This is a genomic window from Cupriavidus sp. 01L43, from assembly GCF_056399925.1.
In genome coordinates this window covers 456,966-470,821 of the sequence record NZ_JBFTSH010000001.1, presented here as the reverse complement: position 1 = coordinate 470,821, position 13,856 = coordinate 456,966, and the positions used below count along the sequence as shown (strand labels likewise).

Annotated in this window: 11 protein-coding genes; 5 read left to right on the top strand and 6 right to left on the bottom strand. The window is 67.0% G+C overall.

Going from position 1 to position 13,856, the window contains the following annotated elements; genetic code table 11:
- Positions 1-210: 210 nt before the first annotated feature.
- The 5 genes from AC1DP9_RS02295 to AC1DP9_RS02275 all read left to right on the top strand — a co-directional run bounded on the left by AC1DP9_RS02295 (position 211) and on the right by AC1DP9_RS02275 (position 7,340).
- Positions 211-3,432 carry an Rne/Rng family ribonuclease gene (locus AC1DP9_RS02295; protein ID WP_477106500.1) on the top strand — a complete coding sequence of 1,074 codons (3,222 nt, stop codon included), beginning with the start codon at positions 211-213 and terminating at the stop codon, positions 3,430-3,432.
- 243 nt (positions 3,433-3,675) lie between these two features.
- Positions 3,676-4,800 carry a GTP 3',8-cyclase MoaA gene (gene moaA / locus AC1DP9_RS02290; RefSeq protein ID WP_477106499.1) on the top strand — a complete coding sequence of 375 codons (1,125 nt, stop codon included), beginning with the start codon at positions 3,676-3,678 and terminating at the stop codon, positions 4,798-4,800.
- Positions 4,801-4,848: 48 nt separating this feature from the next.
- A complete protein-coding gene (mobA, locus tag AC1DP9_RS02285) occupies positions 4,849-5,448 on the top strand; it encodes a molybdenum cofactor guanylyltransferase MobA (protein ID WP_441590532.1) in 600 nt (199 codons plus the stop codon).
- 116 nt (positions 5,449-5,564) lie between these two features.
- Positions 5,565-6,848, top strand: coding sequence for a molybdopterin molybdotransferase MoeA (gene moeA / locus AC1DP9_RS02280; protein ID WP_477106498.1), 1,284 nt, complete (start codon positions 5,565-5,567; stop codon positions 6,846-6,848).
- A 210-nt stretch (positions 6,849-7,058) separates the two neighbouring features.
- Positions 7,059-7,340 carry a hypothetical protein gene (locus AC1DP9_RS02275; RefSeq protein WP_092290069.1) on the top strand — a complete coding sequence of 94 codons (282 nt, stop codon included), beginning with the start codon at positions 7,059-7,061 and terminating at the stop codon, positions 7,338-7,340.
- Here the strand turns inward: AC1DP9_RS02275 and rmuC are convergent.
- The 6 genes from rmuC to AC1DP9_RS02245 form a co-directional block, all read right to left on the bottom strand.
- Positions 7,318-8,667, bottom strand: coding sequence for a DNA recombination protein RmuC (rmuC, locus tag AC1DP9_RS02270; protein WP_441590534.1), 1,350 nt, complete (start codon positions 8,665-8,667; stop codon positions 7,318-7,320). The genes AC1DP9_RS02275 and rmuC overlap by 23 nt on opposite strands.
- A gap of 19 nt (positions 8,668-8,686) precedes the next feature.
- Entirely contained in the window at positions 8,687-9,682 is a 996-nt protein-coding gene (locus AC1DP9_RS02265) for a 2-hydroxyacid dehydrogenase (protein ID WP_092290073.1), read from the bottom strand.
- A 5-nt stretch (positions 9,683-9,687) separates the two neighbouring features.
- The gene (locus tag AC1DP9_RS02260; RefSeq protein ID WP_477106578.1) at positions 9,688-11,127 is read right to left on the bottom strand and encodes a sodium:proton antiporter; all 1,440 of its coding nucleotides are present in this window, start codon (positions 11,125-11,127) and stop codon (positions 9,688-9,690) included.
- A gap of 132 nt (positions 11,128-11,259) precedes the next feature.
- The gene (locus tag AC1DP9_RS02255; RefSeq protein WP_092290077.1) at positions 11,260-11,946 is read right to left on the bottom strand and encodes a LutC/YkgG family protein; all 687 of its coding nucleotides are present in this window, start codon (positions 11,944-11,946) and stop codon (positions 11,260-11,262) included.
- An 80-nt stretch (positions 11,947-12,026) separates the two neighbouring features.
- Entirely contained in the window at positions 12,027-13,205 is a 1,179-nt protein-coding gene (pncB, locus tag AC1DP9_RS02250; RefSeq protein ID WP_477106497.1) for a nicotinate phosphoribosyltransferase, read from the bottom strand.
- 84 nt (positions 13,206-13,289) lie between these two features.
- On the bottom strand, positions 13,290-13,811 hold the full coding sequence (locus AC1DP9_RS02245; protein WP_441590536.1) for a hypothetical protein: 522 nt from the start codon (positions 13,809-13,811) through the stop codon (positions 13,290-13,292).
- Positions 13,812-13,856: the final 45 nt, after the last annotated feature.

The window sequence follows — 13,856 nt, the reverse complement described above, 5'->3', positions numbered from 1 at the left end:
AGCAGTGCCATGGCGCTCTCCCCGACCCAGCGGACGCCTGCCTAGACGTCGACAGCCTCTCTCTTTCACCCGCGCCCCGCCCGGCCGCGTCGTATTGCGCGCCGGCGACTCCGGCAATTCTCCCGCCCCCGCTCTATTTCCTCGCGTGCTCCATGGATCGTCGCGGACACCTTTCGTGTGACTTCCGCGACACTGGAATGAGGTATTGCGATGAAACGCATGCTGTTCAACGCGACGCAACAGGAAGAATTGCGCGTCGCGATCGTCGATGGTCAGAAACTGATCGATATCGACATCGAAACCGCCGGGCGCGAGCAGCGCAAGGGCAACATCTACAAGGGCGTCATCACCCGCATCGAGCCCTCGCTGGAAGCCTGCTTCGTCAACTACGGCGAAGAGCGCCACGGCTTCCTGCCGTTCAAGGAAGTGGCCCGCGCGTTCTTCAAGGACGGCGTGGACGTGCGCAACGCGCGCATCCAGGACGCCCTGCACGAAGGCCAGGAACTGATCGTCCAGGTCGAGAAGGAAGAGCGCGGCAACAAGGGCGCCGCCCTGACCACCTTTATCTCGCTGGCCGGCCGCTACCTGGTGCTGATGCCGAACAACCCGCGTGGCGGTGGCGTATCGCGCCGCATCGAGGGCGAGGACCGCCAGGAACTGCGCGAGACGATGGGCCAGCTGACCGTACCGGACGGCATGAGCATCATCGCCCGCACCGCCGGCATTGGCCGCGCGGCCGAGGAACTGCAGTGGGACCTGAACTACCTGCTGCAGCTGTGGAAGGCCATCGACGGCGCCGCCGGCGACAACAAGGCCCCGCTGCTGATCTATCTGGAATCGAGCCTGGTCATCCGCGCCATTCGCGACTATTTCCAGCCCGATATCGGCGAGATCCTGATCGATACCGACGAGATCTATGAACAGGCACGCGCTTTCATGAGCGTGGTCATGCCTGACAACATGAACCGCGTGAAGAAGTACCGGGACGACGTGCCCCTGTTCTCGCGGTTCCAGATCGAACACCAGATCGAGTCTGCCTATTCCCGCATGGTGATGCTGCCGTCCGGCGGCGCCATCGTGATCGACCATACCGAAGCCCTGGTTTCCGTTGACGTGAACTCGGCCCGCGCCACCAAGGGCGCGGACATCGAGGAAACGGCGCTGCGCACGAACGTGGAAGCGGCCGACGAGATCGCCCGCCAGCTGCGCCTGCGCGACCTGGGCGGCCTGATCGTGATCGACTTCATCGACATGGAGTCCAGCAAGGCCCAGAAGGACGTGGAAACGCGCCTGAAGGACGCCCTGCGCCACGACCGCGCCCGCGTGCAGATGGGCAAGATCAGCCGCTTCGGCCTGATGGAACTGTCGCGCCAGCGCCTGCGTCCTTCGCTGTCGGAAGGCTCGCACATCACCTGCCCGCGCTGCAATGGAACAGGTCACATCCGCGATACCGAATCGTCCGCCCTGCAGGTGCTGCGCATCATCCAGGAAGAGGCGATGAAGGAAAACACGGCCGCCATCCACTGCCAGGTGCCGGTGGAAGTGGCCGCTTTCCTGTTGAACGAAAAGCGTCAGGAAATCAACCTGATCGAGCTGCGCTTCAAGGTGAACGTGCTGTTGATCCCGAACAAGCACCTGGAGACGCCGCACTACAAGCTGGAGCGCCTGCGCCACGACGATCCGCGCCTGGAGGAATCCACGGCCAGCTATCGCATGGCCGAGGCCGCCGCCAAGGAACTCGAGGCGGACACGAGCTACAGCAGCCGCAAGAAGGAAGATGCGCGTCCGCGCCAGGAAGCCGCAGTCAAGGGCATTACGCCCGACGCGCCGGCCCCGGTGTCGGTGCCCCGCCCCGAGCGCGCCCCGCGCCCGGAAGCCGCTGCGGCACGGCCGGTACCGGCCACGCAGCCCGTGGCAGCCGGCGGTTTCATCGCCTGGCTGAAGGGCCTGTTCGGCGCACGTCCGGCCGCCGCCCCGGTGGCCGAGCCGGCCAAGCCGGCCGCTGACGCCCAGGCGCGCGGCGACGGTCGTCGCGAACGCGGCCAGCGTGGCGAAGGTCGCGGCGAAGGCCGTGGCCAAGGTCGTGGCGAACGCGGTGAACGTGGCGAACGCGGTGATCGCGAACAACGTGGTGAACGCGGCGAGCGTGGTGAACGCCAGGGCCGTGGCCAACGCGGTGAACGTGGCGAGCGCGGTGAACAACGTGGCGCCGAGCGTGGTGAGCGCGCGGAACGCGGGGATCGTGCAGAACGTGGCGAGCGGACTGAGCGTGGTGAACGCACCGAGCGCACCGAACGTGGTGAGCGTCCGGCACGCGCCCCGCGCGACGGCCAGCAGGCCACGCCGGCCATCGCCCGTCAGCCCGAAGGTGGCGAAGCCCGCCAGGAAGGCAACCGCCGCGAGCGCAACCAGGAACGCCGCGAGCGTCAACGCGAACGTCAACGTGAGCGTGGCGATACCCGCGAGACCGAGGAAGCCCTGAACGCCGAAGGCGCGCCGCCGACCGCATTCGAAGCGGCGCAAGCCGCTCCGGCCGTGGCCGTGGTGGCAGCCGCCGCCGCGACGGAACTGCCGGAAGGCGTGGAAGCCGTGGCGACGGAAGGTGCTGAGGGCGAAGAACGCCGCCGCCGCAACCGTCGTGGCCGTAACCGCTATCGCCGCGAGCGCGAAGATGGTGTGCAAGGCGCCGACGGCGAAAACGGCGAGAATGGCGACGCCAACGACACGTCCAACCTGGCCGAAGTGGCCGCAGGCGTGACCGAGACGGAATTCGCCCCGGTGGCCGCCCAGGCTGCACCGCAAGTCGTGGCCCAGCCGGAACCGGTTGCCGTGGCCCAAGTGGCTGAAGTCCCCCGCGTGGCCCACGTGGCGGAAGTCGCCGAAGTCACCGAAGCCGTGGAAACGCGTGAGACGGTGGAAACCGTGGCCCGTGTGGAACCGGCCGCCTACGCCCAACCGAGCCAACCGGCCCAGCCCGTGAGCCCGGCCCCGGTGGCCGAACCGGTGTTCGCACCGGTCAGCGCCCCCGAAGCCGCGCCGGTCGTGACGCCCGCACCGGTCTACACCGCCCCGGCGGTGGAAGCCCCGGCACCGGCGCCGGTCGAAGCTGCGCCGGTCGTGGCAGCCCCGATCGTGGCCGCCTCGGTTGCCGAGCCGGTCATCGCGACGCCTGCCGTCGCGCCGACCCCGGTGGCAGCACCGGCCGCCGCCCCGCTGCGTGCCGATGCCCTCGAGCCGATGCTGGCTTCGGCCGGCCTCCAGTGGGTGCACACGGACACCGCCAAGCTGCAATCCGCCCAGGCCGCCGCCGCCAACGTGGCACCGGCCCCGCGTGTGCAACGCGAGCGCAAGCCGCTGCCCCCGCTGCCGGAAGGTCCGATGGTCATGGTCGAAACTGACGCTCAGCGCGACCAGCAGCAGCAACAGCAGTAAGGTCGGCCAGCGCAAGCTGGCAGCCCAAAAGGGAAAAGGGACGGCCGAAGCCGTCCCTTTTTTCATGGGGCGCCACATATGATGCGGGCATCACACCGCTGTACTGGCGCCGCCACCGCCCCACTGTGCCCCTGCGAAGTGCACGGTCGCCGCCGGCGCGTCAGCCACCTCGGCTAGAATGGCAGACAGAACCGCCCCGGATGCACACATCGCGCCGGAGAGCGGCGTCGCCACCCCCAGGCCATGACCGACACCGTCATTCCCATCCTCGACCTGCGCGACCATCGCTATCGCTCGATGGTGCCAAGCATTCCGTCCCGCCTCGACACACCCTCGGGCCTCGTGGCGGACACCCGCGGCCGGCCGCTGCACGATCTGCGTATCTCGGTGACGGACCGCTGCAACTTCCGCTGCGTGTATTGCATGCCCAAGGAAGTGTTCGACAAGGACTACACCTTCCTGCCGCACTCCGAGTTGCTGAGCTTCGAGGAGATCGAGCGCACCGCGCGCGTGTTCGTGTCGCAGGGCGTGGAGAAGATCCGGCTGACCGGCGGCGAGCCGCTGCTGCGCAAGAACATCGAAAAACTCGTTGAAATGCTGGCGCGCATCGAGACCGTCTCGGGCAAGCCGCTGGACCTGACGCTGACCACCAACGCGTCGCTGTTGGGACGCAAGGCGCAGTCGCTGCGCGATGCCGGCCTGTCGCGCGTGAGCGTGAGTCTGGACGCTATCGACGACGCCACGTTCCGCAAGATGAACGACGTTGACTTCGCGGTGCGCGACGTTCTGGACGGCATCGAGACTGCCCAGGCCGTCGGCCTGGCGCCGATCAAGGTCAACATGGTGGTCAAGCGCGGCACCAACGACGCCGAGATCGTGCCGATGGCCCGCCATTTCCGCGGCAGCGGCATCATCGTCCGCTACATCGAATTCATGGACGTTGGCGCCAGCAACCACTGGCAAATGGACGAAGTGCTACCTTCGGCCGACGTGGTGCGGCGGATTGACGAAGTATTTCCGCTCGAGGTGATTCCCGCCAACTACTCGGGCGAGACGGCCGAGCGCTGGCGGTATCGCGACGGCGCCGGCGAAATCGGCGTGATCTCTAGCGTGACGCACGCGTTCTGTGGCGATTGCAGCCGCATCCGGCTGTCCACCGAGGGCCGCCTGTACCTGTGCCTGTTCGCCACCGAGGGCTACGACCTGCGCGCGCTGCTGCGCGGCGGCCATAGCGACCTGGAAATCGCCAATGCCATCGCCCAGGTCTGGCAAGGCCGCACCGACAACTATTCCGAGCAGCGGGGCGATCCGGCCGTGCGCCTGGCGCGCGCCGAACGCAAGATCGAGATGTCCTACATTGGCGGCTGACCCGGGCCATCCCGGCCCCCGGCGCCGCCTCACAACTTTCCGAAAGTCATGATCGCACGCGAAGACATCACGGGCCTGATCCTGGCCGGCGGCCGGGGTAGCCGCATGGGTGGCACCGACAAAGGCCTCCAACCGCTGCGCGGCGTGCCGATGGCGATGCACACGCTGATGCGCCTGACACCGCAGACCGGCGCGATGCTGATCAACGCCAATCGCAACCTCGCCGCCTACGAGTCGTTCGGGGTGCCCGTGGTCACCGACTCCGTGCCCGATTTCGCGGGCCCGCTGGCCGGCATGATGGCCGGGCTCGAGCAGTGCAGCACCGGCTGGCTCGTCACGGCGCCGTGCGATACGCCGTTCCTGCCCACCGACCTCGTCGAGCGGCTGGCGCAGGCGATCGAGGCCGAAGGCGCCGAGATGGCGATTCCGGTCACGGTGGATGCCGACGGGCACCGGCAAACCCAGCCGGTGTTCTGCCTGATGCCGGTCACTGCGCTCGATAGCCTGATCGCCTACATCAATGGCGGCGGGCGCAAGATCGAAACCTGGGCGGCCAGCCACCGGCTCGCGGAGGTGCCGTTCCCCGACGCCGACGCGTTCGCCAACATCAATACGCTGGACGAACTACGCACACACGAGGCCCGCTGAGCGCATCGCGCGGGTTAGACTCGGGCATCCGCCCTTACCCGCGTTTTCCCCCGCGTTTTCCCCCGCGTTTTCCGCCATTTTTCGCTGTTTTCGCTTCTTTTCGCCGCAGACTGCTCATGCCATCCCTGCAATCCGTCATCTCCTGCCTTTCTGACTACGACCCGACCGCCCTGCCCGTGGCCCAGGCCAACGCGATTATCGGCCAGGTGATCGAGCCGGTGCGCGGCACCGAGCAACTGGCGATTCGCACCGCGCTCGACCGCGTGCTGGCCGAGGACGTGATCTCCTCCATCGACGTGCCCGCTCACGACAACTCGGCGATGGACGGATACGCCTTCCAGAGCGCTGCGCTGGCAGCCGGCGGCGACGTGGTCCTGGAAGTCATCGGCACGGCCTACGCCGGCAATGCGCTCGATGCGGCGCCCACGGCGGGCCAGGCGGTGCGCATCATGACCGGCGCGATCATGCCCGATGGCTGCGACACTGTGGTGCCGCAGGAATTCGTGGATGTGCAGGCGGGCGGCAACCAGATTCGTTTTGCGGCCGATGCCGTGCGCCCCGGTGACAACCGCCGGCTGCGCGGCGAAGACCTGGCCCGCGGTCAGGCGGCACTGGCCGCCGGCCGCATTCTCCAACCGGCGGACCTCGGCCTGCTGGCATCGCTCGGCGTGGCCGAAATCAAGGTCCGGCGCCGGCTGCGCGTGGCGTTTTTCTCCACCGGCGACGAACTGCGCTCGATTGGCGAGCCACTCGACCCCGGCTGCGTCTACGACTCCAACCGCTACACGCTGCACGGCATGCTGCGGCGGCTCAATGTCGAGTTGATCGACATGGGCGTGGTCCGCGACGACCCCGCCGCGCTCGAAGCCGCGTTCCGCAGTGCCTGCGAAAACGCCGATGCGGTGATCACGTCTGGCGGCGTGTCCGTGGGCGAAGCCGACTACACCAAGCAGATCATGGCGCGGCTGGGCGATGTCACTTTCTGGAAGATCGCCATGCGTCCGGGCCGCCCGATGGCATTCGGACGCATTGCATCGAACGGTCGGGAGGCCCTGCTCTTCGGCCTGCCCGGCAACCCCGTGGCCGTGATGGTCACCTTCTACCACTTCGTGCGCGGCGCGTTGCACCGACAGATGGGCGCCAACGTGCCGCCGCTGCCGCTGATGCGCGTGCGCAGCGCGGCAGCCATCCGCAAGAAGCCCGGCCGCACGGAATACCAGCGCGGCATCCTGGCGCCGGCGGCCGATGGCGGCTGGGAAGTCCGTATCACCGGCCAGCAAGGCTCGGGCGTGCTGCGGTCGATGAGCGAGGCCAACTGCTTCATCGTGCTGGGCCACGAGCAGGACGCCGTCGCGGCTGGCGATCTGGTCGAGGTGATGCTGTTCGACGGGCTGATGTAATTCGTTGCAATCCGCCATGCGGAACACCCAGGGCATAGGTGCGCCGCATTGATGAGCGGAATCAATGACCGAATCGGCGGTCGTCGTATGACAGCGCACGTTGCGGTGTCGTTTTTTGTGCGCCCCGCGAGTGACGGACTATGCGTCGCAAGCCCCAGTCGCTACACTTGCAGCACGAAAAATCAACTCCCCAATATCTTGTCTGTCGTCATGAATCAGGAGATCGCGTACCTCCACCCCGTCAAGACCGCGCGCGCACTGGTCCTGGTCTATTTGTGCTTCTCGGTGCCAATCGTGGCGATGGGCCTGTTCGTGGCCTTTATCCGCTATGGCGACCTGCCGGGGATTACGGTTTTCACCGCGCTGATCCTGAATGCACTGATTGGCTTCGGCCTGTTGTGGCTCGGCTGCAAGGCCTACAACTGGGTGGCCGCCCGCTTCGGCGGCATCGAAGTGCACGTGCGCGAACTCACGCCCGAAGATCACCAGTAACGTCGCCGTTGGCGGCTTGCGCCCCGCCGGCGTCCTCCTGGGACGGAGGTGCTTGCACTTCCTCCGGTGATCCCGCCGTTGCGGCGGTTCCCAAAAGCTGTTCGGCGAGTTCCCCGGGCAGCGCCTCCACCGTGCGCAGCTTGCGCTCCATCTGACGGGTCCGCACCTCGGCCTGTTCGATATTGCGCGCCGCGCGCACCAGCGTATCGCGCGTCTTGGCCAGCACCTCGCCAAACTTGCCGAATTCGGTCTTGACGGCACCCAGCACTTCCCACACCTCGCTGGAACGCTTTTCCAGCGCCAACGTCCGGAAGCCCATCTGCAGGCTGTTGAGCAAGGCGGTCAGCGTGGTCGGCCCGGCCACGGTTACGCGGAAATCGCGTTGCAGCAGGTCCGTCAGGCCCGGGCGGCGCAGCACCTCGGCGTAAAGCCCCTCGGTCGGCAGGAACAGGATCGCGAAGTCAGTGGTGGCCGGCGGCGCCAGATATTTCTCGGCAATCGACTGTGCCTCCCGGCGCAGCGCCACCTCGAGTTCACGGCCGGCCACGGCCACGCCGTCAACGTCACCGTGCTCCTGGGCATCGACAAGGCGCTCGTACTGCTCCTTCGGAAATTTCGCATCGATCGGCAGCCAGACCGGTCCGCTGGACGGGTCACGGCCCGGCAACCGGATCGCGAACTCGACCCGCGCCCCCGAGTTGCGCACGGTCTCGACATTCTTGCCGTACTGGTCTGCCGTGAGGATCTGTTCCAGCAGCATCTCAAGCTGCACCTCACCCCACGTGCCACGCGACTTCACGTTGGTCAGCACCCGCTTGAGATCGCCCACGCCCTGCGCCAGCACCTGCATCTCGCCCAGCCCACGATGCACCTGCTCCAGACGGTCCGACACCAGCTTGAACGACTCGCCGAGCCGCTGCTCGAGCGTCGCATGGAGCTTCTCGTCCACGGTGCGTCGCATTTCCTCCAGTTTCGCGGCGTTATTTGCCTCGATGTCGCGTAGCTTCTGCTCAAGCGTGGCCCGCACCTCGGCCAGCCTGCGGTCGTTGGACTCGGACATCTGCGCGATTTGCTGGTTCTGCACCGTGGCAATACTGGTCAGGTGCGCCGACAAGGTCTGCTGGAAGCGCAGCATCTGCCGACCAGACTCGTCGCGGCCATCCCGGGCGGCCGCGCTCACTTCGCCACGCAACACGCGCTCGAGCCGGTCGAGGCCATCAAGCAGTTCCGCGGATGCCGCCCCGGCGCGCGCGCGCCACAGCAGCACCGCCAGCAGGATCACCGCCACGAGGGTGGCGGCAAGCGTCAGGACGGAAATCAACGTCATCAATTCAGGAATATCCGATTCAGCGGCGGCGCGCCATGACCTCTGGGTTGATCACCGAAGGCGGGTTGCCTGCCTTGGGGCCGGCATCGAGTGCCGCGATCAGGTTGTCGGCGGCCAGATTGGCCATCGCGCGACGCGTCTTTTCCGATGCGCTCGCGATATGCGGCGTCAACACCACGTTTGGCACGGTCAGCAGGTCTGGGTGGACGCTCGGCTCGCCCTCGAACACGTCCAGGCCGGCCGCGAAGATCTGGCCATCGCGCAATGCGGCGGCCAGCGCGGCGTCGTCGACGATGCCACCGCGCGCGAGGTTGATCAGGGTGGCGGTCGGCTTCATCGCCGCCAGCTCTGCTGCACCAATCGCATGATGGCTCTCCGGGCTGTACGGCAGCACCAGCACGAGGTGATCCGTCTGCGCAAGGAGCTCCGCCTTGCTGACGTAGCGCGCATTGAGCGCGCGCTCGGTCTCCGCCGGCAGCTGGCTGCGGTTGTGATACAGCACATTCATGCCGAAGCCGGCCGCGCGGCGGGCCAGCGCCTGTCCGATGCGGCCCATGCCGAGGATGCCGAGCGTGCTGCCGTAGACGTCCATGCCCACGAGCATGTCGTAGCTCCAGCGCTTCCACTTGCCGGCCCGCAGGTAATGCTCGGACTCCGTCACGCGGCGAGCGGTGGCCATCAGCAATGCCCAGCCGAAGTCGGCCGTGGTTTCGGTCAGCACGTCGGGCGTGTTGGTCGCCACGACGCCGGCGGCGGTGAGGGCCGGAACGTCGAGATTGTTGTAGCCGACCGCCATGTTGCACACCGCGCGCAGCTGCGGCAGCGCGGCAACGACCGCGCCGTCGATCTTGTCCGCCGCATTGGCCAGCACGCCGGCCTTGCCCGCGAGGCGGGCCTTCAGTGCGGCGGCGTCCAGCACCAGGTCTTCCTGGTTGCTGTCGACATCGAAATATTGCGAAAGACGTTCGATGACGTCGGTGTAGATCGCGCGGGTAACGAGGACGGAGGGCTTCATGGCAGTCACACGTGGAAAAAGAGGAACGTCATCACCAGGAACAGCGGCAGCAGCACGGCGCCGGACCATGCCATGTAGCCGAAGAAACTCGGCATGCGCACGCCGCGGCTTTCGGCAATGGCCTTCACCATCAGGTTGGGGGCATTGCCGATATAGGTATTGGCGCCCATGAACACCGCGCCGGCCGAGATGGCGGCGAGCGTCGAGGCGTCGCGCGTCATCAGGGTGGCGGGGTCGCCGCCGGCGGTGTTGAAGAACACCAGGTAGGTCGGCGCGTTGTCCAGGAACGAGGACAGGATACCGGTCGCCCAGAAGTACATGCTGTCGATGGGCTGGCCGGAGGAATCGCTAACCGCGTGGATCACCGCCGCGAACGCGCCGTCGGTGCCGGCCTTGAGCATCGCGATGACCGGGATGATCGTCAGGAAGATGCCCGCGAACAGCTTGCCGACTTCGAGGATCGGCTCCCAGTTGAACTCGTTGCCGCTGCGCGCGCTATGCGGCGTGGCGACCAGCGACACGATGGTAATCCCCACCAACAGCACATCACGGATCAGCGCCGGCAGCGTGACCTCGGTGCCCATCACGTCGAACGCGATACCCGGCTTCCACAGCCCGCTCATCAGCACCAGCGCCAGCACGCCCAGCAGCAGCAGGAAGTTGATCTTGCCGTCGATTTGAAGGCGCTTGGAGTCCGGCGTCGGGTCCTGCGCCAGCGGCAATTCTTCTTCCTTGTTCAGGAAGTAGTGGCGGTCCACCACATAGAACAGCGCCAGCAGCGCCACGCACAGGAACGCCGTCTCGGGGAAGATGTTGCGTAGCGTCCACGTGAACTCCACGCCCTTCAGGAAGCCCAGGAACAGCGGCGGATCGCCGAGCGGCGTCAGCGAGCCGCCCGCGTTGGCCACCAGGAAGATGAAGAACACCACCACGTGTGCCACATGGCGGCGGTTGTCGTTGGCGCGCAGCAGCGGCCGGATCAGCAGCATCGCCGCGCCGGTGGTGCCCATCAGGCTGGCCAGCACGGTCCCGAGCGCGAGGATGCCTGTGTTCAGCCTGGGCGTGCCGTGCAGATTGCCACGCAGGCAGATACCGCCGGCCACCACGTAGAGCGACCCCAGCAGCATGATGAACGGGATGTATTCGCCCAGCAGCGCGTGCACCGTGTTGGCCACGGCGGCGTGGACACCGAACTGTATCGCGAACGGCACCAGGAACAGCGCGCCCCAGGCCGCAGCCACCTTGCCATAGTGGTGGTGCCAGAAGTGCGGGGCCAGTAGAGGGAACAGCGCGATGGACAGCAGAACGCCGGCGAACGGCACGCCCCAGAGCGGCGACAGCGTGGCGCCGTCGATCTCGGCGGCACCGGCCATGGACGGAAACAGGGCGATGACCGCAAGCATCGCGGTGGGCCACCGTGCCAGGGCACGTCGTGCGCGTCGCATCATCGGGCAGGTTCTCCTTGTCTCGAAAGCGGCCAGTGTAAAGCAAACCCCTTTGAGACTGGTCTGAAAATGCTGCTGGAATTACCCGGAATGTGACGCCCGGCGGCCCTCGGATTGGACCTGCGCTGTCCCTCAGTCCTGGTCGACGAGGATCACGTGCACACGGTACGGGCCATGGGCGCCGAGGACGATAGTCTGCTCGATGTCCCCCGTGCGTGACGGGCCGCTGATGACATTGGTGGCGCGCGGCAGCTGGCCATGCTCGGCACGCATGCGCGCGAAGGCTTCCTCGAGGTTCGCCACGATGCGCGAAATCGGCACTACGGCGATATGGGTCTCGGGCAGCAGCGCGGCCGAGGCGAAGGTCTGCGGCCCCGACAGCAGCATCAGCGAGCCGGTCTCGGCAATCGCCACGAAGCAGCCGGTGATGCCGACGAGGTCGCCATGATCATGATCGACCTGCGGATCGCGCGCCGGCGGCCGGCATGCCACGTCCAACCCCTGCGCCTGCCACGGCAGGTCGCCCAGGCTGTCCCACGCCACGGCGCGGCGCACGAGGCCCAGGCCATCCAGATAGCGGGATACGGCGCCCGGCACGTCGGCCAGCGTGGCCACGCGCTCCACGGTGGACGCCATCTTCTGCGCCTGCAGGCTGAACGCCTCGATGCGATCGGCGGCGATGTCCGGCTGTGGGCCCTGCGGATGGCGTGCGAGATAGTCGTCCACGGCCTCGCGCTCGCCGGTGGTCACCTTCGCCCCCCTGCCCTGGGCGGCGCGGATGCGGGCGAAGATGCGGTCACGGGCGGCGTTGGTTTCCATGGCGTAAGGGGTTGGTTCCTGGGGCTGGCCGATTATAGAAGGCCGCGCCGGCACGCGGGCGCCGCCGGGCGTGAATGTTGTTAAGCCGGGGGCTGAATCGCGAACACCTGGCGCAGGTAGGCCAGGTAGCCGGGGTCGTCGCACATGGTCTTCTCGGGCGTGTCCGAGAGCTTCGCCACGGGCTGGCCGTTGCATCGCACCATCTTGATGACGATCTGGAGCGGCGTGTAGCCGAGGTCGTTGGTCAGGTTGGTGCCCACGCCGAAGGCCAGCTTGCAGCGGCCGCGGAAGCGCTCGTACAGCTCGATGACCTTGGGGATGTTCAGCGCATCGCTGAAGATCAGCGTCTTGCTGCGCGGATCGACGCGGTGGTAGGCGTAATGCGCGAGCATGCGCTCGCCCCACTCGAGCGGATCGCCCGAATCGTGCCGCACGCCATCGAACAGTTTGCAGAAGAAGAGATCGAAATCGCGCAGGAAGGCATCGAATCCATAGGTATCGGACAACGCAATGCCCAGGTCGCCGCGATACTCCTGCGCCCAGTGGTCGAGCGCGTAGACCTGCGAGTCGCGCAGGCGCGGGCCGAGCGCCTGGCAGGCCTGCAGGTACTCGTGGGCCATGGTGCCGAGCGGGGTCATATTGTGCAGCCGCGCGAAGTGGACGTTGCTGGTACCGGCGAGCTGCGCGCCAAGGACGCCGCGCGAGGTCAGCAGCACCTCCTCCTGCCAGCGGCCCGAGAAACGCCGGCGGGTGCCGTAGTCCGCAATCACGCAGTCGGCGTACGGTGCCGCCTTCAGCAGCGCGAGCTTGGTCTCCAGGCGCCGACGACCCTCGGCCAGATCCGGCTCCGGTTGGGTACGGCGGAAATAGACCTCGTTGACGATGGCCAGCAACGGCACCTCGAACAGGATCGTGTGCAGCCACGGGCCGCGGATCGTGATGTCGATTTCGCCGCCGCCCTTCTCGGACGCCGTGATCGCGACGTGCTTCTCGCTCAGGTGGAACAGGGCCAGGAAATCGACGAAATCGCTCTTGATGAAGCGCATGCTGCGCAGGTAGTCGAGCTCTTCCTCGGTGAAGCGGAGCTGGCAGAGGCTGGCCACTTCGGCGCGAATTTCGTCGATATACGGGGTCAGGTCGACGCCCGCGTTGCGGCACTTGAACCGGTATTCGACCTGAGCCTGCGGGAAGCGGTGCAGCACCACCTGCATCATCGTGAACTTGTACAGGTCGGTGTCTAGCAGGGAGCGGATGATCATAGCGTGGCGCAAACGGCATGCCGGGGACGAGGTCCACATGCTAACCGAAACTGGCCGAATGGCCAGGGAAGGCCCCGGGATGGACTAGCTGCCATCGAGCCAGCGCAGGCCCGGCTGCGTGCCCGTCGACACCCCCGGCTGCGCGCCCGACTGCAGGCACCAGAGCGGCGCGCCGCCGCCATCGGCGCAGGTGACCAGCGTGGCCCGCGCGCGGGTGACCGCGGAGGGCAGCGGATCGGCAAAATTGCCCAATGGCACCATGATCCGCTCCTGATAGACCTGCTGGCCGGCCCGGTCGAACCGCAGCACCTGCACCTGCGTGCCCGGCGGCGGATGCAATTCCGGCCCGCACGGCACCAGGCCCTCGCGGCTGCAGTTGGCCATGCTGTCGCCGGCCGGGGCCCGCACCACGCTGAAACTGTCCCAGTCGAAGGCGGTCAGCGCGGCCAGCGCCACGGGCTGGTCGGTGCGCGCCCGCCATGCCACGAGCCGCGAGACAACGCTGTCGGCCATATTCCCGCCGCCTCCGCCCATCGGCTGCGCGCCGGCGGCCGGCGCCAGCGAAATGGCGATCAGCAGGCAGGTCAGGCGGTACGAAATCGGCATGGCGCGTCCCGAAAATCGAGCTAGAAGGCGAAAAAATGACCCGAA